Consider the following 23688-nt stretch of genomic DNA (forward strand, 5'->3'; position numbering starts at 1 on the left):
CTTTATTCTTTATTTCACTCATCCTTGTTTCGGAGCATTGTATGGTTGTTGGTATCCATACGGCTGCTGATACATCGGTTGCTGATACGGCTGCTGTTGATACATCGGCTGTTGAGGAGCCATATTAACAGTCATGGCCTGCAACAAACGGCTATATACCTGGTTCAGCTGAGCCAGCTGTTGTGTCATCTTTTCCGTTTCGCTGCGGAATACGGAACTATCCACAACCGAACCGTTGTACATATCTTTAATACGGGACAAGCCGGCATTGATCTGTTCGATGTTTTCGATCTGCATGCTGATGCTTCTCAACTGTGCTTCATAAACGGCATTCAGACCACTGATATTTTGGTTCAATGCCTCCATCTGTTGTACATAGCCTTTTGAATTCTGGCTGATACCGTCCGAATTATCGGAAATATGCTGGTAGGCATTTAATAATGTGTCGGAAGCACTTGTCAATGAGTTGGTCACTTGTGAGAACTTTTCCATCTGTTCAGACATCGACGACAATTGTTCCAGGTATTTCTGAGTAGCTTCGGTCAGTTCCGCCATCTTTGAGATTTGTTCGGCTGCACCACTCAGTTTCTTGATACTGTCAGACAAGTTGCGGGTATCTTCTTCCGTTACATTCAACCCTAAAGAGGCAGCAGCGGCTGCACCACTGACTGCACTAGCATTGGAAGACATGTCGTTACCCATATTCATGACAACGCCTCCTACTTGGATACCGTTACCGCCGTTGGCTTCGCTTCCTTTACTGAAGTCCGGACGATCCAGCGGATTCTTTGATTTAAGAACCGGGAATACATCTTCCCAATGATATTCGTCGTTCGGACGTTCAAAGGCAGAAATAAAGAATACGGCAGCTTCCGTAATCATTGCTACAAACAAGATTTGGTTGGCATACGGTAAATGCAACAACTTGAATAAGGCTCCGATGATAACGACTGAAGCACCCCAGCTGTAACAGAAGTTCAATACACGTTTTCCTTTCTCACTGGAAAGGAACATTTCTATGATATTCTTATATCTTCTATATTTTCCCATGGAATTATATCTTTATTCGTTTGTAATATTCTTCTTATTTCTTTTTCCCTTTTACTTTGGAAAATCCGATTTGTGTGCGGACGCAACGGAAACCAATGTATGAACGGGTTTCGTTCTGGTATTCGAAACTGCGCATATCCGAGCGGATAAACTGGGATACATCTTTCCAGGAACCGCCTCTTACCACTTTCTTCTTCAGGGCATACGGATCTTCTTTAGCTGCATTGTACCGAAGTTCCGGATTGATGTCGCTCATCTGATTCGGACCTGATTCTGTATAAGCGGTAGAAGTCCATTCGGATACGTTACCGGCCATATCAAACAAGCCAAATTCATTCGGAGCAAAAGAACCTACGCGGGAAGTGATCAGGTGACCGTCTTCCGTGTAATTACCTTTTCCGGGCTTGAAGTTACCCAAGAAGCAACCTTTACCACTACCACCAACCAGGTTATCGCCTGCCCAGGGATATTTATTCTCGTTCTTTCCGCAACGGGCTGCATATTCCCATTCTCCTTCCGTTGGCAAACGGAAAGGCTCTACAACTTGTCCAGCCGGTAAAGCCAATGATTGTTTGAACAGGTTGGTACGCCAGATACAAAAGGCTGTGGCTTGTTCCCAAGATACGCCGACAACAGGATAATCATCATATCCCGGATGATTGAAATACATACGGGTATAAGGTTCGTTGTAAGCATTGTTGAAGTCGTTTACCCAGCAGTTTTCGTCCGGATAAATATTGACAATCCGTGTATGCAGGAAATCCCAAGGACCACTTCTGGGGCGTGTGATGGTTTCGTTGACGATGTTTCCTTCTTCGTCAATATAAGCCGTATCTTTCGAGATCATGATTACTTCGTTCGGATCAACCTTGATGTCGGTATTACGGACGCGATCTGTCGGATCCATCTGGTTTTTCCGGAGAGCGGCTGCTGTATAATCATACCATTCGTATTTGAATACCATCTGTTTGGCATCCAATTTCTTTTCTCCTGTTACCGGGTTGGTATAATAGACACTCTCAATAGCTCGGATTTCGTCTTCGTTTGCCTTTTTCCAGGGAATCGGACGGCTCCAGTCCAAATGAGGTGTTACCGGATCACCATATTTGTCTTCGGTGATCTTGAACAAGTCATTACCACCATAAGCCGGATCGGCCAGACGTTCACGGATGATGGAGTCGCGCACCCAATATACGAACTGACGATATTCAGCATTCGTCGTTTCTGTTTCATCCATCCAGAAGGCATCTACCGAAATACCTTTCTTATCCGGCATGATTCCCCAAATCGAATCCTTTTCAGCCGGTCCCATCTCGAAGGAACCCCGGTTGATTAGCACCATTCCGTAAGGAGCCGGTTCGTTGATAGCCATTGAACGTGCTCCCGTGACTTCTCCTCCAGCATTCGAAAGCGATCTGCCACAAGAGGTCAGCAGCGAAACTACTGCCAGAAGTATTACCCCTATTCTTTTCATATACTTATAATATACGTACGCTTTTATGTTTTGTATTTCCTGTCTTTGTCTTTTTCAGTTTTAACCGGAACTGAACCACCACTTCATGGTTTCCCCATGATACATTCCGTATGGCCGTTGTCGGATAACCGAAAGAATAGCCGATGTTGAATTTTCCGATGTTTGCTCCCAGCAAGATACCGACCGATTCGTTCATCTTCCAAGAGATACCACCGTTAAACATCTTATTATATTCCATCCGTGCTGTTACATCCAGATGATAATTTTTCGTATCTGTTAACAAAAATACGGAAGGCTTTAATACTATCAACGGATTATTCAGCTGAATATTGTATCCGCCCATAAAATTAAGCATTCCTCCGATATATGTGTACACGGTTTCCTCTAATTGTATCTCTGGAGAGGTAACATGGGTATAACCGATGCCGGCATAAAAGTTTTTATGGGTGTAAAAGAGTCCGACATTCAGGTCAAGTCCCATTCCGCTGACCGTTCCTTTTGGGAAGGCCTCGTCTTCTTGCTGGTGAAAAGGGCTTTGAGGAATATAGATACTGTCGGCTTTGAATGATTCCGTTACGAAGCCGATTTGCAATCCTCCGCTCAATACACCTCCGAAAAGTTTCTGCTTATAGGCATATTGGGCACCGACGAATGTATTCTGAAACAGACCGATACTTTCTGTATAAGCCGCTATGCCGATACCATGATTGGTCTTTCCTATCTTCAGAGGCATATCGGCTGTTACAAAGAATGATTGTTGAGCGTTGGGAAATCCTACCCATTGTCGGTTAAACAAAGCCAGCATTTTTAAATCTTCTGTTGATCCGGCAGCCGCAGGATTATAATACGCCGTCGCCATAAAATAATGGCTTAATGCCGCATCCGTCTGTGCTTTCAGTCCTTGGAGAACTGCCCATCCTAATATGATCAGAAAAAGTATTCGCTTCATGCTGTTTTTATAAATACCGGTAACCTCCTTTCTTGCCTTTCGTACGAGATATTCCGAAACCACTAAACTTATAACGGAACAATCGGCTTTCTATTGTTTTCTTTATTGAAGAAATTGTTTCATATGAATAGCAATCAGTTGTCTAATTTATCTCGTGGTTGAGCAAGTTCACCACAAACAAGAACAAAGATAATAGTTTTTAGATAAACATGAAGAATTTTAATTTCTGTTCTTATACTTTTGTCTTGGATGATTAGATGTACCTAGATCAGGTATTTCTAAAGTTATCTAAATTGCATTGTTGCTTAGACAAACTAAAATGGTCAAAGACGATTATAGAAATAAACAGACAAACAAAAAACAGAATGTAATAAACCTCTTATTACATTACTTTTATCTATATGATTAAAGTAATTTCTCCAATTCCTCAACTGGGGGAAGTAATTTTTTTAGCCGTTCATCCATGTCTGCTGAAGTCTTATAGGTCGCTACACCCATAGGCTTATCGTAATCTTGGATAACATACTCAACAAATTTCTTATTTGCACTTTTACAAAGAATAATACCAATGGAAGGATTCTCGTTAGGTTTACGAACATCATCATCAAGAATGCGAAGATAAGCAGCTAACTGACCAAGATATCCAGGTTTAAATGGACCATCCTTCAATTCCACACAAACTAGAGCAGCAAGTTCCCTATTGAAAAACAGCAAATCAGGAAATTCCTCAACTCCATATTTTTCTAAATGATATTGATTCCCCACAAATGTGAAATCTTTACCAAATGTCATAATGAATTCTTTCACATTCTGTATGATACCTTGCTCTATCAATCGCTCATCTCTATCTTTATCACGTACAAACAACTCTTCCACATTAATAAAATCGAGTAAATACTCATCCTTAAACATAGAAATAGCTCGATAGGCTTGAAGTTTATCCGGAATATTCTTCTTAAAATTATTAGGTAATTGGCCCTGATGATTATATAAGTCATCATTTATCATTCTCTCCAATTCATCAACTTTAGCTTTGGTTTCAAACGCAAACTGAATATAAAACTTTCTTTGTTCCATATCCTTTACTTTGCTTACTATGGCATAATGATGGGTAAATCCTATGCCCATAAATGCAGATATAGGAAAATCAGAACCTACTTTAAAATGAACAATAGGTAATTCATTCGTTTCAACGAACGAATTTGATATATTGGTTGCTAATTTGTTCGTTTCAACGAACGAAATATCAGAAAGACTTTTCCATTCTTCGTAAAATGTACGCATTTTGCGTAAGCTTGGGGCAGAAAAGCCTCTCAATCCAGGTAATTCTTTACGCAACTGTTCACTAAGAGCCTCTATAAATCCTTTTCCCCAATTCTTATTCCTGGTATTAGCAGATATAAATCTTCCAATACCATAGTATAATGCCAATTGTTCCTGATTTACTAAGCCCAAGGCACGTTCCTGACTATTAAGAATTGCATTCTTTATGATATGAACTGCATTATTAAGCTCACTCAATTGATTTAAACCATTATTTTCACCCATAAGCTTAATCTTCTTTATTAAAGAATTACACAATGACCAATTACACAATCTGGAACGGTCAGAAACAAAGATAACAATTTTATAGACAATAAATGCATCTATATCAAACTCTATAATTCCTAGCTTTTCTACAATGGTCTTAATAAATTATTTTTTCAATAGAAGAGATACCGTAGTTTGGATAAACCACACTTTAAAAGGCCTTAAAACACCAGCGCGACAAACAATGAATATTTGTTTGTCGCGCTGATATTTAATTGTTCAACCTATTTGAAGGCTATTAATATTCTTCCTCGTTGAAGAAGAAATCTTCCTTGCTCGGATAATCAGGCCAGATATCTTCCATACATTCATAAATCTCGCCTTCGTCTTCCATTTCTTGCAGGTTCTCTATTACCTCTAATGGTGCACCCGAACGCTGAGCATAATCAATCAATTCGTCTTTGGTTGCAGGCCATGGTGCATCTTCCAATTTTGAAGCTAACTCTAATGTCCAATACATAGTTTCTATAGTATTAAAGAGGAGATGCCAAGATGTAATTGAGTTTTACAAAACACATCGGTTTTTTCTGTATGACGATGATTACGTTTTGGCACTGCCTCGGTTCCAAATTTTCCGCAAATGTATAACAATATTTTTTAGATGCAAGTATAATCCCAAATAATTTCTTTTCCGTTATGCTTCAGGCATTCTTTTCGTGCCAATACGAATAAATAATCGGAAAGACGGTTGATAAATATCAGCACCGGATCTTCTACTTCGGCCTGTTCTGCCAGGCTGTAGATGCGGCGTTCTGCCCGTCGGCATACGGTGCGACATACGTGTGCCAGCGAAGCCGAACGGCAACCTCCCGGCAATACGAAATTCTTCATCTTGGGAAGTTTCTCGTCAATGCGGTCAATCTCATGTTCGATCTTTTCAATGCTTTCCTGAGTCACCTGACTTTCGATTTTCAATTCGGTAGTCGATTGGTCGGTGGCCAGATAGGAACCGATGGTAAACAGCTTATGCTGGATAAACAGCAGGAACTGCTCGTCTTCTGCGTCATCGATAGCTGTCATCAGCAGACCGATGAATGAATTCAATTCATCAATGGTGCCATAACTCTCTATGCGGCGGTCGGCTTTCGATACGCGTTGTCCGCCCACCAGCGATGTTGTGCCTTTATCTCCCGTACGGGTATATATCAAACTTTTTGCCATATCTTCTTTTCGTTATCGATTTGTTTTCAACTCAAGGCTGTAAAGATAATCATTATTATTCAAGTTGCTGCTTGCCTGCTTTCTTTTTTCAGGGTGGCTGATGGATGATGGGTATGACACAACTGGATATTCCTAGTTAATAGCTTGTAAACTAATGTTTTTACGTTATTAATTCATACGAAGATAAGCCTATTTATATTGAGTCACCTAGGTGAATTAATTAAATCATATTGGTGAATCAATTAATTCACCTGGGTGATTCAATCTTTTCACCTAAGTGAAAAGATTAGTTTATAACGAGGAAAGTATTACTTGATAACTGGCGGACAAGCACTTTCCGAAGGCTCTTGCTTATTTACGTAAGGCCATCCGTCTTCATCCCACAGGATCTGGTCGAGCAAGACTTGGCGTTGTGCTCCGAGGTTACTCAGTTCGAAGGCATGATATAGCATCCAGGTATTGCCTTCGTCGTCTAATTGCAGGATGGCATTGTGGCCTGTCCCAACGAAACGGCTATTTTTGTGTAATACGGTTTCGTGGGCATTGTCGAGCATCTTTTCTCCTTTCTTGTTGACATAAGGGCCGAATAGGTTTTCCGAGCGGGCTACCACGGTTGTGTAAGTACTCTTTTCACCTTCACAGCAAGAGCCGACTGAAGCGAACAGGTAATAATAACCGTTGCGTTTCCACAGATTGATGGCTTCGTAGGCATTTCCAGCCAGTTGCTGCTTGGTTTCTACTTTCGGTGTGATATCCAGATTGTCTGTTACATTCAGCTCCATGATATAAATATTCCGGAAACTGCCCCAAAGCATGTAATATTTGCCGTCTTCTTCATAGAAGAACTGGTCGATGGAGTTTTCAACATCGACATCGCGGCTGTTGAATACCTTCCCTTTCGGTGTAAACGGACCTTCGGGCGAATCGGAAACGGCATAACCGATGGTACTGATCCAATGATTGCCCCATTCGGCCAACGAATAGAACAGCACATATTTCCCTTTGATATACCGGATCTCAGGTGCCCAGAGAGCAGCTTTCTTTCCTTCGGGATTGTTATCGACGAAGTTTGGACGCGTCTCTTCCGTGAAAGCCGTACCTATTTCTTCCCAATGCACCAGATCTTTGGATTTGAAGATAGGCAGATTATGGATATCTTCGGTGGCATAGAGATAGTAAGTGCCGTCTTTCACCCGAATGGCTGTCGGATCGGGTGCCGAGATACGGATCACCGGATTCTGATATTCGGCAACGGTTGTTGTTGAGTCGGAAGGTGCTGCTCCCTGGTTGGCTGATGATTCATTGCCTCCGCAAGCGAGAAGCAAAAACGAACTGAATAGACTAAGAATGTATTTCATGTTGTTATAAATTGGTGACAATCGAAATTGAGAATTGAGTGAAACCGCATTGCCCGGCATCGGGCAGCAAGTTTCGTCGGGCAAAGATAGTAATTTCCGGTAAACCCTAGGCAAAACGAATCGGCCCTTCTCTATTCCCAATTGATTGCACCAACCTTCAGCATGCTTATTGTTCTGATTCGCGAATCATCTTCCCTACTTCCTGCAAGGTCTTGACATCAATGTCTCTGATTTTTCCCTGATAATCCGGTCCGACATTCAGCGAGAAGATATTACCGTACTTCACGGCTTCCTGATAATCGTGGAAGATCTTCGAAGCCGGATAGCAGAGCTGGTCGTGTTTGGGTAAGGAATAGAACCACATTGCGCCACCTTCGTGCGGAGGAAGAATCGGATAGGTGAATTCGGCTACTAGATATCCTTTATGGCTACTCTCCTGTTCCTTGTTGTATTGGGATGCATTGGCATCGCCCAGCTGACCGGGTTTTCCCATTTCCCGCAAGCAGAGACGTCCGGAAGGTTCTCCGTGGTTATAGCCGACGAAGCAATTGGGTTGGAACTGATGTACCCACTCTGTGGTTTCCTTGTGTGATAATCCGCCGTCGCCTACAGCATGGTCAAACCAAATTAATTCAATGGGTCCGTATTGCGTCAGGAGTTCTTTTAGCTGGGCTTTCTTGACTTCCGGATTACTGCCGCCGGCATCACGGCTGTTGCCGCCTTTTCCTCGTGTCGCTCCCGGCCAGTTCCAGTCGCCTTCCGAGAAATAAAGTCCTAACTTGATACCGTATTTATCGCATGATTTGCGAAGCATGGCCAGCACATCTTTGCCCAACGGTGCATTGGTGACTTTCAGATCGGTGGTTTTCGTATCCCACAGGCAGAAGCCGTCATGATGTTTCGCCAGGAAATAGATATATTTCATACCGGCTTCTTTGGCTGTCTTGGCCCATTGGTCGGTATGACATTCGGTGGCCCGGAAGAATTCCGGTGGAAGTTCCTGTCCGGTCCATTCGGTGCCGGAGAAAGTACTGAACGACCAGCAGATAAACATACCAAACCGCAGGTCTTTCATTTCCTGGGCTCTTATTTCATCGGGGATTTTTTCCTGGATGATTTCAGGACGCTTGTTGCTACATCCGCTGAGCAACAGAAAAGATACTAATAAAGTGACATACGTACTAAGTTTCTTGTGTATCATGTTATATATAAGATTAAGTTGATGAATCAAATATACAGAAATGCTTTTCTCTGCTTCTTTCTGAAGCAAAAATAACGGATCTGATCGGATATCGATTGTATATTCGCAGATTATCGTTGTAAAATATTCTTCCTGAAGGCTTATGTCCCGAGTACACCCGGATGTTTTTGCAGCTGCTGATAGTATTCGCTGGGTGTTTTTCCCATGATGGCCTTGAATTGCCGGTTAAAGTGCGATAAGTTGTTATAACCGCAGTCATAGGCAATCTGTCCGATGGAGATATTCTTGTTCATGAGTAGTTTGGTGGCGTATGAGATACGCAGTTCGGCCAGATATTGGAAAAGCGTCTCGCCGGTGTGTTTCTTATAATATCGGCACAAGGCACTTGGATTCATGCCGGCATAAGCTGCGATTTGCTCGAGGGTGATGTTTTCCTGATAGTTCCGGTTCATGAACAGGTGAGCACGCTGGATGATCGGGTCTTCTTTTCCTTGTTCATATGTATTGATATAATGGGCACTGGTCAGGAATGTATAAGGACAGGCCGACAGATCTTGCAGGATCTGATAAAGTGAGAGCAGGCGGGAAAAGCCGGACAAGGCGGGCAGTTCCCGAAACTGTTGTTTGATGCGTTCAAGTCCGTCGCCCGAAAAGCGTAATCCTTTTTGGGAATCAGACAGCAGGCGATAGATCGACGAAAACTCTTCGACGGCTGATTCCTGAGCCGGGAAAATATCGGTCTTGAACTGGGAATAGACCGAAGCCGACCGCAATGAAGTCCCTTTAATATAATATTCGTGTGAACTAAGCCAGAGATGAGGCAGGTCGTGCCCGATCAGCATAAAGTCTCCGGCAGCCAGCTTATAGGTCATATCACCGACAAAAGTATAACCTTCTCCTTGTTCGATCAGGATCAGTTCATATTCCGGATGAATATGCAAAGGTGCCTCAAAATAAGTATGTTCATAGCAGACTGCCGAAAACGAAGAATGAACAGGCTTAATGACTTTCTCGACGGATATCTGGTCCATTATTGGTGAATTTTAGGATGATTGCAAAAATAGTATCAATCAACGCAAATATATTTCAAAAGAATGGGATTTGCAAGTCCTACATTTGCAAAAACGGATAAATATAAATCTATCAATTATCATGACACATAAAGAACGGGTTATTAGAGCCTTAAATCACGAAGAGACAGATCGCCCTCCTTTTCAGGCGACATTTACTCCGGAGTTTGCAGATCGCCTTCGTGCTGAATTTCATTTGCCGCCTATGTTTACGGAACCGCACCATCGTACCTGGTATGGATATGATTTGGAAATACTGACCGGTCAGGATGCTTTGCAGGCAGGCGCGGGTTGGGTAACCAATTATTACCTGAAGCCGGAAGCTTATACCGATGAATGGGGTGTTGAATGGAAGATTGATCCTTATACAACTCCTTTTGGTGTGGGGCATTATACGAATATTGCCCATAATCCTTTGCGGGATCATGATGAGGCGGCGATGGCTTATAAGGCTCCCGATCCGACTCGTCCGGAATTGTATGCGCATCTGGAGCGCCTGGTACGGGAATATGGACAGGAATATTATATCATCGGACGTGTGCATGGTACTATCTTCGAAACAGCCTGGGCTTTGCGTGGCCTGGATACGTTGATGACCGACTTTTATCTGAATCCGGAACTGACCAATCACTTGTTGGATGAAACTTATCTGTATCATAAGGAAGTGGTTTGCCAGATGGTGCGTCGAGGCGTCGATATGATTTGGTTGGGCGATGATATGGGTGCGCAGGATTCTTTATTGATCGACCCGGATTTATGGCGGGAATACTTCAAGCCGCGGATGGCAGATATTATCCGTACGGCAAAGGCCATGAATCCGCAGGTGAAGATTGCCTATCATACCGATGGTTGTAATTATGATATTATACCGGAACTGATCGAAATCGGTCTGGATGTGTTGAATCCGATACAGACCGAATGCATGGATCCGGAGATCTTGCAGGAGAAATACGGGGATCAGCTCTGTTTCTTCGGCGGAGTGGCAGTGCAGTCCACCTTGCCTCAAGGCACGGCAGAAGAGATTCGTCGGGAATATCAGTGGCTGAAGAACTCGATCGGCAAGAACGGCGGATGGATTTGTGCGCCGACACATCATGTCCAGTTGGATACGCCGATGGAAAACTTCTTTACGTTATTGGAAACAATCGGTATCGAAGACAAGCGGAAGAAATAAGGAAGAAAACAGAATAAACGAATTAGTTAACCGCCATGCAAACATTTTCAACACTCGATTTGGTGATTTTCATCGCTTATGCTTGCCTGATCCTGTTTACAGGCTTGTTTGTGAGCCGGACACGTCGGGGTGCAGACAAAGATTCCCAGGACTATTTCCTGGCGGGAAAGTCTTTGAGCTGGTGGGCGATCGGTGCGTCGATCATCGCGTCCAACATCTCGGCCGAGCAGTTTATCGGCATGTCTGGTTCGGGTTTTGCGATCGGTCTGGGCATTGCCTCGTATGAGTTTATCGCAGCAGCAACCCTGATTGTTGTCGCCGTCTTCTTCCTGCCGATTTATCTGCGGTCGAATATTTATACGATGCCTCAGTTTCTGGAGATGCGTTATGACAAGCGGGTGAAAACGATTATGGCTTTCTTCTGGCTGCTGGTCTTTATCTTCGTGAACCTCACGTCTATTCTATACCTGGGCTCGCTGGCCATTAACAAGATTATGGGAATAGATATGTTCTGGAGTATCGTCGGACTGGCTTTGTTTGCCGGCATCTATTCTATCTATGGCGGATTGAAAGCGGTGGCACTGACCGATTTCATTCAGGTGGTCTTCCTGATTGGTGGTGGTCTGCTGACGACGTATGTGGCACTTGACTATTATTCCGGTGGCGAAGGCGCTTTGGCCGGATTCAGCCAACTGTTGCAGCAGGTGCCGGAGAAGTTCGACTTGATCTTGGATAAAGACGATCCGAATTATATCTATTTGCCGGGTGTGGGCGTGATTCTGGGCGGATTATGGGTGTCTTCGCTTTATTACTTCGGTTGTAACCAATACATTATCCAGCGAGCTTTGGCGGCGAAGAGTTTGCCGGAAGCACAGCTGGGACTGGTTTTTGCCGGGTTGCTGAAGATTATCCTGCCGCTGATTGTGGTGATTCCGGGAATTGTAGCTTTTGCCATGGATGCGCCGATCGATAAACCGGACCAGGCTTATCCCTGGCTGATGCATAACTTTATTCCGACGGGCATCAAGGGCATTGCCTTTGCGGCGTTGGTAGCGGCTGTGGTCAGTTCGCTGGCTTCGATGATCAACAGTATTTCCACGATATTTACGATGGATATCTATAAAGAGTATCTGGCCAAGGCACCGTCGGAGAAGACGCTGGTTCGTGTCGGACGTCTGTTCGGAGTATTGAGTCTGGTGGTTGCCGTCGTCATTGCTCCTATGTTGGGAAACCTGGATCAGGCATTCCAGTTTATCCAGGAATTCACAGGCTTTGTCAGTCCGGGTGCTCTTTGTATCTTTCTGATGGGTTTCTTTTGGAAGCGGTCGAATGCGGAAGGAGCCATTGCCGCGGCGATAGGCACATTTGTCTTCTCGCTGCTGATGCGTGTCTTCCTGCCGGAAGTCTCGTTTATTGACCGGATGGGATATGTGTTCCTGTTGTGTGCGGCAACCATGTTCCTGCTGGGCTGGCTGAAGAAGCCGGCTGATGCCTCGAAAGCGATCATCATTGATCCGGCCTTGTTCCGTACCACCCGTTTGTTCAAAGGACTCAGTATTTTGATAATGGTTATATTAAGCACGATTTATTATATATTTTGGTAATTATGGAAGATTTGTTTGAAAGAATTGCAGCATGTGTGGAGTTTGGGAAGATTAATCAGGTTTCACCTTATCCTCCTGCCATGAAAGGACAACCCGGAGCCGAAGAACTCACGGTTCAGGCTTTGGAAGAAAACGTTAGCCCTTCGGATATCCTGACGAAAGGCTTGATTCTGGGAATGGAAAGAATCGGTCTCAAGTTTAAGGAAAACAAGGTGTTTGTTCCTCAGGTACTGATGAGTGCCAAGGCTATGGGAACAGCCATGAAGCACCTGAAGCCTTTCTTCAATGACGGAACCGTACAACGGAAAGGTCAGTTTATCATCGGCACAGTCGAAGGTGACTTGCATGACATCGGAAAGAATCTGGTGGCCATGATGATCGAAGGCAATGGATACGAGGTGATCGACCTGGGTGTGGATGTGAAGGTGGATCAGTATCTGGAAGCGATCCGTCAGCATCCGAATGCTTATGTGGGCATGTCGGCTTTGTTGACCACCACGATGATGAACATGGAAGTGATCAACGCTGCGATCAAGAAGGAGTTCCCGAATGTGATCACGTTTGTGGGTGGTGCTCCGGTGACAGCCGACTTCGCGAAACGGATCGGTGTGGATTATTATACCGACGGTCCGCAGGAACTGGTAGATATATTGAATAAGATTAGCGCATAAAGGGAGAAGATGATGGCAGCTTGGATAGATCAGATTATGAAGAATCCGCGTCGGGTGGCAATGCCTATCATGACGCATCCGGGAATTGAATACATCGGCAAGCATGTGGTCGATGCAGTGACGAATGGGGAAGTCCACTTCGAGGCGATTAAGGCTGTGGTGGAGAAATACGATATGGCGGCTTGTACGGTGATCATGGATCTGACCGTCGAGGCCGAAGCTTTCGGTTGCCAGATCGAGTTTCCCGAAGATGATATGCCGCATGTCGTGAACCGCCTGGTTTGCGATGAGGCTTCCGTGCAGGCTTTGCAGGTGCCGGATCTGACACAGGGACGTGTACCGGAATATCTGAAGGCTAATCAGCTGGCGGTTGCTTACTTTAAGGATCGTCCGGTCATCGCCGGCTGTATCGGTCCGTACTCACTGGCAGGCCGTTTATACGATATGTCGGAAATTATGATGGCGATCTACATCGAGCCCGACACGATCCGTCAGTTGTTGGAAAAGTGCACCGCCTTTATCCTGGCGTATTGCCGGGAACTGAAACGGATCGGTGTGACAGGCGTGATGATTGCCGAACCGGCTGCCGGCCTTTTGTCGGATGAAGATTGCCAGGCTTATTCGTCGGTGTATGTCAAGCAAATCGTGGATGCGTTGCAAGACGATGACTTCACGATCATTCTGCATAACTGTGGCAATAGCGGACAATGCACGCAGGCGATGATTCAGACGGATGCCGCCGCTTTGCATTTCGGCAATGCCATCGATATGAAATCAGTCCTGGAAGTTTGTCCGGCTGATCGTCTGGTGATGGGAAATCTGGATCCGGTAGGCGTACTGAAACAGGCTACTCCCGAAGTGGTCTATGAAAAGACACTGGAACTGCTTCAGCAGACGGCTTCTCACCGGAATTATGTACTTTCTTCCGGCTGTGATATGCCTCCTGGCATTCCGGAAGCCAATATCCGCGCTTTCTACAAGGCATTACAGGCTTTTAATCAGGAATAATGATACCGGCGGACAGGGAGATGAGGCGACTACCCGTTTCCTTGTCTGCTTCAAAACGTATGGCTTATGGATAAAATTTCAGCATCCCGATTTTTCTGTTTGCTGGAAGACTTGAGGAACAACTTGAAACACGAGCGTCTGGCAGAAGTATTTCGGGTGATTTCTTTCCAGGCGAACGAGGCCTATGGTCCGCATACGCATTTACGACTGGAAATCAACTATGTGAAGAAAGGCTCTTGTATCCTGAGTTTGCCGGAAGAATGCTTCTATTTTCAGGAAGGCGAGATCATGATCATCGACTCGAACGTGGAGCATCTGTTTGAAGCCGGCAAGGCGGGAACGACATTGCTCCAGCTGGAATTTCTTCCGGAGATTTTCTATGCTTTCCTGCAAGAAGAGGCCGAAGGGAAGACGGCTGCTTCTTTCCCGGTCTTTTCGCATCAGAACCGCCTGATCAAGATTGGTAATAACGTCCGGATCATGCGGGTCATCCAGCGCATCATCAACGAACTGGATGCCCAAAAACTCTATTATGAATCGTTGGTGATTCTCTATTACGCCGAACTGTTGATGCTGATTTACCGTTATCTCGAAGAAGTGTTTGTACCCATAGGCGCCAATGAGAATCTGAAATACGCCATTGATTATCTGCGGAAACATTATCGTGAAAACATCAAGATGGCTGAGGTGACCCAGTCGCTGGATATCAGTGAACGCTATCTGCGCAAACTCTTCATGCAGACACTCCAGCTTTCTCCGCTGGATTACCTGAACCAGCTCCGGGTGAATAAGGCGATCGAGCTGATGAAGAACACCGAATTGAGCCTGAAAGAAATTGGTTTTGCCTGTGGCTTCAATTCTTCCCAGCACTTTTGCCGGGTATTTAAACAACAGGTCGGCATCAATCCGCGGGATTTCCGGGAATGATCTGACGATCTAATATCAATTATTAATTCTGGATAAATATGAACAGTAGAACATTTGTATTGGGTCTGTGTGCCTGCTGCCTGCCTCTTTTCTGGCAACCGGCATCAGCGCGTGCTGCCGAGCAGACCTCCGAAACGACTTACCTGATTCCGGAATATCAGTCCGGAATACAGCGTCCCAGCCTGCTGCTGAATGGTACATGGGACTTTAAATATACCGAGAAAGACCGTTGGGAACCGATCTTAGTGCCCGGCGAACCGGCGATGCAGGGCTATGCCATCCGCCACGACCAGCCTTTCTTTTACCGGAAGACGTTCACCGTGCCGGCCGACTTCAAGGGACAGACGGTCATCTTGCGCTTCGACGGTGTCTATAGCCATGCCCGGCTGTTTGTCAACGGGAAGTTCGTGCGCGAGCACTTTGGCGGCTTTTCGCGGTGGGAAACCGATGTGACCGACTTCGTGAAGGCTGGCCGGAAGAACGAGATCCGTCTGGAAGTGACCGATCGCCTCGATGAGATCTCGTATGCTTCGGGCTATGCGCATCATCCCATCGGCGGCATCTTGCGGGATGTCACCCTCTTTGCCTTGCCGGAGAATCATCCGGCCGATTTCCACCTCGAGACGGATTTGGATGCGCAGTATCAGGATGCCGTGTTGCGGGTGCGTTATCAGATGAACCGGGTGGCGGGCGAAGAGGTTGTTTATTCCTTGCTGGCTCCCGATGGCCGTGAGGTGAAGTTACCACAGGCGCGCTTTGCCCTGAAACCGGGCATGAACAGCCAGGATCTGCAGGTCACGGCTCCGCTGAAGTGGGATGCCGAGCATCCGAATCTTTATACCTTGCACGTGCAGGTCGTGCGCGACGGACAGGAAGTCTGCCGTTTCAGCAAACGGGTGGGTTTCCGTGAGGTGGAGATCCGCAAAGACCAGATGTTTGTGAACGGTATGCCGGTGAAGCTGCGTGGCGCCTGCCGTCATGATATTCACCCGAAGCTGGGACGAACCACGACGGCTGAATTGGACAGCCTGGATGTGTTGCTCTTCAAGCGTTCGAACATGAACTTTGTCCGTACCTCGCATTATCCGCCTTCCGAGCATTTCCTGGATTATTGCGACCGCTTCGGGGTGTATGTGGAGTGCGAGTCGGCGGTTTGTTTCGTCGATACGCACCGGCAGAAGAACTATGCGCCGGGCAAGACGCAAGACAGTACGGCGTTCACGCACCGCTATCTGTCTCAGCTGCGCGAGATGGTGAAGTCGTTCCGTTCGCATGCCTCTATCCTATTCTGGTCGATCGGCAACGAGAGTGTCTATGGGAAGAATTTCCAGCAGTCGTGGGACTGGGTGAAGGCAACCGATACGACGCGCCCCGTGATCTTCAGTTATCCGGGCTCGCTGGGCGACCGCCAGCCGATCTACGACCTGCTGAGTATGCATTATCAGGATGTGCACGGAAACCTGAACCAGTGGAACCGCTCGACGCGGGGCTTCGAGGGCGAAGGTATTCCGGCGATCTTCGACGAATGGGCGCATCCGGCTTGTTATACGTATGAGACCTTGCAGACCGATCCGAACATCCGCGAGTTCTGGGGCCAGTCGCTGGAGATGATGTGGAGCGGCTTGTTTGATGCCCGTGGCGGACTGGGCGGCGCTATCTGGGGATATATCGACGAGACGTTCCAGCTGCCCGAGCCGAAGAAGGGAACGCCTTTCTGGAAAGAGTTTGCCCATACGGCGAAACCCGAAGGATTCCGGGGTAACTGCGTAGGCTATGGCGAATGGGGCATCGTGGATGTATGGCGGCGTGAAAAGCCGGAGTTCTGGTCCACCAAGAAAGCCTATTCGCCGGTGCGCCTGCTGGAGCGCGAGGTCGCCTCTGTCCTGCCGGGCGAACGGCTCATCCTGCCGGTCTATAACCGCTTTGATCACACCAGCCTGCAGGAAATCAAGATGGTTTATTCGTATGCCGGGAAAGAAGGAAACATCCTGTCTCCGGCGGTTGCTCCGCATCAGAAGGGTGTGCTGGTCGTGCCGGGCGAGGACTGGAAAGAAGGAACAGCGGTGGAAATCGCTTTCTATACCGCACAGGGCGAACTGATCGATAAGGAACAGGTCGCACTGGGCAAACCGGTTGTTACGCTGCCCCGGGCTTCCCGCAAGGGTGCCTTGACGGTGGAAGAGTCGGACGGCTTTATCCGGGTCAAGGGACAGGGCTTTGAGATTCCTTTCTCCCGCCAGAGCGGACTGATCGAAAAGGCGGTGGCAGACGGACAGGTGGTGATCGAGAAAGGGCCTTTCCTGCATCTCTTTATCAACCTGAACCATCTGTCGGGAGCCGAGGTACGCAAGACGGCAACCCGCTTTGTGACCGACGAACGCGACTGGAAGAAAGAGAGCCTGACTTATACCCAGCGCAACGGCATGGTGGAAGTGACGCTGACCGGAACCTATCAAGACGTGCAGACAACGGTTTATTTTACCATCGCTCCTACCGGCAAGATGCACGTCCGCTATCAGACCAGCGGCGAGCCGAACGGCTATCTGCGCGAGACGGGACTGGCATTCCATCTGCCGGACAGCTACCGCCAGTTGGAGTGGCAGCGCAAAGGACTCTGGAGCTGCTATCCGGAAGATGCCCTCTCGGGCAATGCCGGCAGGGCTTCTCTCTACAATCCCAACCGGGTGGCGTATGGCGAAGAGCCCAAACAGCCTTGGGCTGACGATACCCACAACTACTATTATTGGGCAGACGCCGGAGCCAATGCTGACCAGCCGCTGACGAACCGGGCAAAAGCGATGAAAGAGAACATCTATTTCTATACCCTCCGGCCAGACAATCCGGCAGGCAGCCTGTCGGTCTGCTCGGCAGATGCCACCTTGTCGTGCCGCCTTTACAAGCGCGACAACAACCCGTTGGTACTCTATGTAGACGATCGTTGGGACTATCCGGAAATAGCCTGGGGTAATTATTGCAAGACCTTAGAGGCCGTTCCGTGCCAAGGATTTATGGAGTTTGTATTCTAATCAAAAGAGCCTCCACCCCTTGAAGCTGCTACTTCTTGAGGTGAAGGCTCTTTCATTTACACGCCCCCGCCAGCATCTGCGCCATCGTCTTTATCGACGGTGAAGCGGGCGAACTTGGCGACATCGCGCATTTCCTGCAAGCGCTTGCCCGGATGGAACACCACCTTCGGCTTGCGGAGCATGGTTGCCGTGAATTCTTCGGGCGTGGCTGATCCGGCACTGCCCACGGCGATGCGGAAATTACCCAAATCACCGAACTGAACGATCTCGCTGTTCTTCAGGTGTGTTACCATGCCCCAGATCACACGGTCCAACACCGCCTTGATGTCGGCTGAAGTCAGCGTACAGGTTTCTGCGATCTCATCGCACAAATCGTCAAACTCCACCCGGCGCGTGCTCACTGCCTGGGCATAATACAACTTTGCGTTTTCCAACGCACCCCTACTCATGTCTTTTCTCTGCACTAACGTATAAGAAATTGCCATAACTTTATCAGGACAAGTTTTTAATAGGTTCGGCAACCGCGCCTCTTCCTCTCTTGTCACACTACAAAGATACAACGCCCCAAAATCGCCGTGTGGATCAATGTGGATCAGTGTGGATGAGTGTGGACGAAAAGGGATCAAATGGGATCAGTGTGGATGAATGTGGATGAAATAAGGGGGAAGTTTTAGGGAAAATGGCCGACTGGAGCAGACAAAAACCGGCAATTCTTCATTATGCGAAGTAGAGGCGCAGCGCTGCTGCGCCTCGGGTGTTGGGGTTTCTAATCTTTTGATAGGATGTTGTGGGAAGAGGATCTTTTACGCATCTAGAAAGATCTTATTAAATATTCAAAGCTATTTGATCTTTCCACAATATCGTGTCTTAAAAGATGATACTTCCAAGGTTTTCCTCCATTTTTAGATGTATATTCTGTCGCATTTTTACAGTATTCTTCTGCAGCAGCTTTTTTGGCTAATACATCCTCTGCTGTTAGATCTTTTACTGCTTTTGTTTCCACCATGTAAATGCAATCAGAGGTTTCCACAATGAAGTCTGGTTCATATCTTTTTGAACCGTTTGCCCAAAATATATTGAATTGATTTGGTGCTGGTCTCAACCATCGGATAACATTTTTGTCAGCTTCAAGTACATTTGCAAAATTCAATTCGGTTGAGCTATCAAATTTACATTCAGTATAGTATGACTTTAAGAAGCCTCTATAAATATACTTCTTCACAAATCCAGGTTTAACAATATCTCTAAAGTCTATTTTGCCAAAACCTTCAAGTTCAGTTAAATGCTGTTCCACAATACCAGTGAATGGCAATACTTTAGGTTTAAGATAACCTAATGGTGTTATCACAAAGTGTTGTTTCATTTGGTCGTAAATAGTATTGGATATAGCCTTTTTAAATTGATTTACAACCTTGGGTAAATCTTCTTCTTTTTCTATATTCTTTCCTATGGCATTTACAGCCTGTTCTGCCAGATGATATAAGAGTTCCGAATTATTATCATAGTCTATATCATCATAGTCCATTAATGAAACGACAATTTGATTTACAGGAGATTCAAACTTTCTGCCGGTTTTTGCTTGTAAAGTTTCAACACTCTTTTCCCCTGCACCTACGCTGACTCTTAAAATTTCGTCTTCTAAAGCGGGTAGGTCAAATCCTATGCGTGTGTCAAGATCAAACCATTTATATTCAGCTTTATAGGCCTCTTTCTGAATAGTCATACGTGGAATTTCTATGATGTTGTCAATAAAATTCTTTACAACGATTTCCACGACATCATCTACTTCTTCCAATAATGGTTTAGCAACCTCATCAGCAAATAAAGGGTCTCTTTCTCTTGCCTTTTTGATAATTTCGCTTCTCGTGTTAGCCTTAATCACTTCAATTACTTCAGGTCGTGACAGTTCTTTTGTACAGGATACCTGAGTATTCATTTTAGGTATAACTTCCCATACTGCACGCTGGGCATCCATAATTGCACGTGCATTTTGTTTCTCTATTTCAGTCTTAGCTTCTTTGATCGCCTTTTGTTCCTGAAAATCAATAATTGTTGTAGCTGTTACAATCTTGCCCGGCGTTGTATTTAGTTGATCATCATCAAGTTCTACGTATGAAAACTTGCTCAATACCGAGTTTTTATCATTAGCCTTAGCTATAACCGCTTCAAAATTCTCATGGGCAATTACAGTCAGTTTATCTATGTCTGCATATCCAGTGCGCTTTCCATATGGTAATCTTAAACCACGCCCGATTTGTTGTTCAACCAAAATTGGTGCATCCGCAGCACGTAATGGCACTATTGTATAAAGATTGGTCACGTCCCAGCCCTCTTTTAACATATTGACGTGGATTACAATCTCTATTTTGTTGTCGGGCTTTTCCAACGAGAGGAACTGTTTGTCTATTTCTTCATCTTTCTTTGTAGAGCTGTCTATCTGTAGGACTTTACCAGCATACTTTCTGTCAAACATTTCATTTTCTATCCTGTTGAATGTTTCCGTTGCATGCTGAATGTTTTTACATACAATTAGAATAAATGGTTTGACTAAAGGTAGATTATTATTTTTAGCAAACATTTGAAGGTGCAGTTTCGTATATTCATGCACGCTTATAGCATCTTCTATTTTAAGTATATCCAACTCTTCATCGTTCATATTCCCTCTGCTAAAGTTTTTACGTTTAGCAATAGTTGGTATTTTGACATACTTACCATCTAGCAAAGCTTGAGCCAAGTTGTATTCATAAACAATATTCTTGAAAGGTTTACCCTTTTCATCTGTAGGCGTGGCTGTCATTTCCAAACCAAGTATCGGACGCAATTCATTGATGGCTTTTCTGGAAGCATCAGCATGATAACGATGTGCTTCGTCCATTAAAATGACAAGATCATCTAATGAGGAAAGGTAATTAAAATATGATTGTCCTAGGTACTCGGATAATCTTCTCATTTTAGGAGTACCTTTTTTACTTCCTTCTTTACTCTCGGTATTAAACTTTGAAATGTTGAAAATATTTATCTGAATCTGGTTTTCGGAGAACAGACTTCGCGCCATATCGTAGTTTTCGCCGGTGATAATATAAGGTTCATTGTGTACAAACTCAGAAATACCTCGGAAAACATATTTTTCATATGAAGGATCACCAAAGTCTCTCATCAGCTTCTCATACAATGTCAGGTTGGGAGCCAATATAAAGAAATGCTTAATACCTTTTGCCAGATAAAGATAGGCAATGCAGGCACCCATGAGGCGTGTTTTACCAATACCTGTTGCAATGGAGAAAGCGAACGAAGGAAACTCGCGCTCGAAATTCTTACATGCAGGGCATATTGCTCTCACTTTACTCAACTGCTCTTCCAAAAAAGCGGCATACGCTTCACCTGACGGGCGATTTTTGAAGTCCAACTGCTCTACCAGCTTGGCCATTACGTCTAATGCTTCGGCCAAGGGTTCACGCAACGAAAGGCGTTGCTTGATATTGTTACTATAGAAATTACTCATACCATCAATGCTTGTTCCAGACTATTTCATCTTCAAACTCTGTTTCCAAATGATTATCGCGGATTACCCAATACTTGAAACCCAGCATTTCTTGCTCAATGGACAATTCGGCCGCCACCAAAGCCCGGTTGGCTGGTGTTGGTTCCATCAGAAATGCGTTGACTTTCTCCAAAAAGTTATTCATAATCTGCTTGGTATAATCAAAAAAACGTTTTTCCTTAATCGTACGTATAATTTGTTTTCCGCTGTGAATCAACCTCCCATTATACAAAACATGAAGCATATTAATTGTATTTCTATGTATCACATCTTCAATCATACTCAAAAAAACGGCTTCGTTTTTCTCAAAGTCAATTCTTTGAATTATCTCATCCTCTATATTAATAACTGACGGATAAATATTATCATCAAAAGAATTTCTTTTCTTTCCATTACAATATCTACAAGATAAAAACAAGTTACTCCAAGTATTGGTTAATATAGGATAATTCTTTTGACTTCTATAATGTTCTATTTCAAAATCTGTGATTAACCGACGCTCACAAATATAACATTTCTCGTGTTGGTCCTCCAGTAATTGAACTTTTACATCCTCTCCATCATATTGAGAGGTAGTCAACAAGGAGGATGGTATTATTCCGCTCTTTCTTTCCCTGATCATGGCAACACTGTTTTAAGAACCGACGCATATCTGTTTCTGATTGCCATATAAGTTCCAACCAAGTTGGGCGAAACCGACTCCGGCACTTTATTCAAATCCTCAACAAGCTGCCTGATGTCATATTTGTCTGAATCGGTCAAGCTTTCTTTCTGTAATAACGATTCAAGTCTTTCTAGCTGCATTTGCATATAGCTGGAATCGGAAGAAACTCCAAAATAACCTTCAGCCAAAGTCTCGTAAGAGTATTGGGTCAATTCATTGATGGTTTCCCGATGCTCCAAATCGAATGCCACGGCGTTGTCCAACGAGTTGAGTACAAATGGCGAATGTGTCGTAATAATGAACTGTATGTTAGGGAACACCTTCGTCAGGAAAGGCATAATCATCTTTTGCAATTCCAGATGCAGATGGGTTTCCACTTCGTCTATTAACACAATTCCTTCTTTTTGATAGGCGCGTATTAAATTATCTTTTCCTTGCATTTTAAGAATCAAGTCAACCACAATATCTAATATAGCGGCATAGCCATCAGATAATTGCGTAAATCTGAATTCTTTTCCTTCAGTTTGAATTAGGAAGCTATAATTTTTATGATTAAACTTTAATCGCAACTCCTTATCGTCATAGATCTGTTTAAGAAGATTTTCAAAATTAATGAACCATTTATTTATTAGTTCCGCATCTTTAAGTTCTCCTTCATTGCGCGCCAATGCTTCTTGAATCTTTAGGTCTGATAGGAAATTAAGGAATTGATTCGTTACGGTTTTTTTTACGGCTCCTTTGATTTCATAAGTTGGTTTCGTAGGGCTTTCTGGCTCTATCATTTCTGGTTTTCTTGCAGCTTGATAAAAAGCAATAATGAAATTACCCTCTTTGTAAGCATTAATTATATCTACCACATTAACAAAATCCAATTTGACTTTTCCATAAAGCGTATTAAACTTCATTTCGTAAAAATCAATACCATTTTTTACACTCATCAATTCCTTATCATCCTTTACACCATCGTCTAATCTCCTTTTTAAATAATTTAAGTTAACCTCGTATTTTGTAAAATCCAACGTTTTATCATCTTTGATTCTTTCCAGAAAATCCGCTATCGCATTCAGCAACACCGTTTTTCCACTACCATTCTTACCCGTTATCATCAAATGGGGCGCTTGTTCGTCGGCAATGGGTATATCGAAGTTCTTCAGATGGAACAATTCGTTGACATGTATATTTTTAATGAAGTAATTCATATGTTTATTCGTTTATATTGA

At 44.7% G+C, this 23688-nt stretch carries 19 protein-coding genes and 1 pseudogene; 6 read left to right on the forward strand and 14 right to left on the reverse strand.

Annotation, left to right across the window (positions count from 1 at the left end; genetic code table 11):
• Nucleotides 1-18: 18 nt before the first annotated feature.
• The 9 genes from porL to MUN53_RS05015 all read right to left on the reverse strand — a co-directional run bounded on the left by porL (nt 19) and on the right by MUN53_RS05015 (nt 9814).
• Entirely contained in the window at nt 19-1050 is a 1032-nt protein-coding gene (gene porL / locus MUN53_RS04975; protein WP_243323659.1) for a type IX secretion system motor protein PorL/GldL, read from the reverse strand.
• Nucleotides 1051-1084: 34 nt separating this feature from the next.
• The gene (gene porK, locus MUN53_RS04980) at nt 1085-2524 is read right to left on the reverse strand and encodes a T9SS ring complex lipoprotein PorK/GldK (protein WP_243323660.1); all 1440 of its coding nucleotides are present in this window, start codon (nt 2522-2524) and stop codon (nt 1085-1087) included.
• Nucleotides 2525-2528: 4 nt separating this feature from the next.
• Entirely contained in the window at nt 2529-3473 is a 945-nt protein-coding gene (locus tag MUN53_RS04985; protein ID WP_243323661.1) for a PorP/SprF family type IX secretion system membrane protein, read from the reverse strand.
• 405 nt (nt 3474-3878) lie between these two features.
• Nucleotides 3879-5021: a PDDEXK nuclease domain-containing protein gene (locus MUN53_RS04990; protein ID WP_243323662.1), complete on the reverse strand. Its 1143-nt coding sequence runs from the start codon at nt 5019-5021 to the stop codon at nt 3879-3881.
• 280 nt (nt 5022-5301) lie between these two features.
• Complete coding sequence (locus MUN53_RS04995; RefSeq protein ID WP_005633363.1) at nt 5302-5523, reverse strand: DUF2795 domain-containing protein; 222 nt, start codon at nt 5521-5523, stop codon at nt 5302-5304.
• A 137-nt stretch (nt 5524-5660) separates the two neighbouring features.
• Complete coding sequence (locus MUN53_RS05000; protein ID WP_243323663.1) at nt 5661-6224, reverse strand: cob(I)yrinic acid a,c-diamide adenosyltransferase; 564 nt, start codon at nt 6222-6224, stop codon at nt 5661-5663.
• Nucleotides 6225-6532: 308 nt separating this feature from the next.
• Entirely contained in the window at nt 6533-7582 is a 1050-nt protein-coding gene (locus MUN53_RS05005) for a family 43 glycosylhydrolase (RefSeq protein WP_243323664.1), read from the reverse strand.
• A gap of 166 nt (nt 7583-7748) precedes the next feature.
• Nucleotides 7749-8783: an alpha-L-fucosidase gene (locus MUN53_RS05010; protein ID WP_243323665.1), complete on the reverse strand. Its 1035-nt coding sequence runs from the start codon at nt 8781-8783 to the stop codon at nt 7749-7751.
• Between the two features lie 140 nt (nt 8784-8923).
• Nucleotides 8924-9814, reverse strand: coding sequence for a helix-turn-helix domain-containing protein (locus tag MUN53_RS05015; protein ID WP_022455530.1), 891 nt, complete (start codon nt 9812-9814; stop codon nt 8924-8926).
• A 121-nt stretch (nt 9815-9935) separates the two neighbouring features.
• Between MUN53_RS05015 and MUN53_RS05020 the strand changes: the two genes are divergently transcribed.
• The 6 genes from MUN53_RS05020 to MUN53_RS05045 all read left to right on the forward strand — a co-directional run bounded on the left by MUN53_RS05020 (nt 9936) and on the right by MUN53_RS05045 (nt 18263).
• Complete coding sequence (locus MUN53_RS05020) at nt 9936-11027, forward strand: uroporphyrinogen decarboxylase family protein (protein WP_243323666.1); 1092 nt, start codon at nt 9936-9938, stop codon at nt 11025-11027.
• Between the two features lie 35 nt (nt 11028-11062).
• On the forward strand, nt 11063-12631 hold the full coding sequence (locus tag MUN53_RS05025; RefSeq protein WP_243323668.1) for a sodium/sugar symporter: 1569 nt from the start codon (nt 11063-11065) through the stop codon (nt 12629-12631).
• Between the two features lie 2 nt (nt 12632-12633).
• Nucleotides 12634-13302 (forward strand): corrinoid protein, encoded by a 669-nt coding sequence (locus MUN53_RS05030; protein ID WP_243323669.1) that lies wholly within the window; start codon nt 12634-12636, stop codon nt 13300-13302.
• A 12-nt stretch (nt 13303-13314) separates the two neighbouring features.
• A complete protein-coding gene (locus MUN53_RS05035; RefSeq protein ID WP_243323734.1) occupies nt 13315-14310 on the forward strand; it encodes a uroporphyrinogen decarboxylase family protein in 996 nt (331 codons plus the stop codon).
• Between the two features lie 66 nt (nt 14311-14376).
• Nucleotides 14377-15237: an AraC family transcriptional regulator gene (locus MUN53_RS05040; RefSeq protein WP_243323670.1), complete on the forward strand. Its 861-nt coding sequence runs from the start codon at nt 14377-14379 to the stop codon at nt 15235-15237.
• Nucleotides 15238-15275: 38 nt separating this feature from the next.
• Nucleotides 15276-18263, forward strand: coding sequence for a glycoside hydrolase family 2 TIM barrel-domain containing protein (locus MUN53_RS05045; protein ID WP_243323671.1), 2988 nt, complete (start codon nt 15276-15278; stop codon nt 18261-18263).
• Nucleotides 18264-18319: 56 nt separating this feature from the next.
• Here the strand turns inward: MUN53_RS05045 and MUN53_RS05050 are convergent, their stop codons facing one another.
• From MUN53_RS05050 to MUN53_RS05065, 5 genes and pseudogenes are all read right to left on the reverse strand, one after another.
• Entirely contained in the window at nt 18320-18748 is a 429-nt protein-coding gene (locus MUN53_RS05050) for an HU family DNA-binding protein (protein WP_243323672.1), read from the reverse strand.
• 326 nt (nt 18749-19074) lie between these two features.
• Nucleotides 19075-21765, reverse strand: a complete 2691-nt coding sequence (locus MUN53_RS05055) for a DEAD/DEAH box helicase (RefSeq protein ID WP_243323673.1) — start codon at nt 21763-21765, stop codon at nt 19075-19077.
• Nucleotides 21766-21769: 4 nt separating this feature from the next.
• Complete coding sequence (locus MUN53_RS05060; RefSeq protein ID WP_243323674.1) at nt 21770-21949, reverse strand: hypothetical protein; 180 nt, start codon at nt 21947-21949, stop codon at nt 21770-21772.
• Between the two features lie 243 nt (nt 21950-22192).
• A pseudogene (locus MUN53_RS18395) lies at nt 22193-22426 on the reverse strand (HNH endonuclease); the annotation flags it as partial.
• The gene (locus tag MUN53_RS05065; RefSeq protein ID WP_243323675.1) at nt 22423-23667 is read right to left on the reverse strand and encodes an AAA family ATPase; all 1245 of its coding nucleotides are present in this window, start codon (nt 23665-23667) and stop codon (nt 22423-22425) included. The pseudogene MUN53_RS18395 and the gene MUN53_RS05065, both read right to left, overlap by 4 nt.
• Between the last annotated feature and the right edge of the window lie 21 nt (nt 23668-23688).

This window comes from Parabacteroides faecalis, assembly GCF_022809355.1.
GTDB classification, from domain to species: Bacteria; Bacteroidota; Bacteroidia; order Bacteroidales; family Tannerellaceae; genus Parabacteroides; species Parabacteroides faecalis.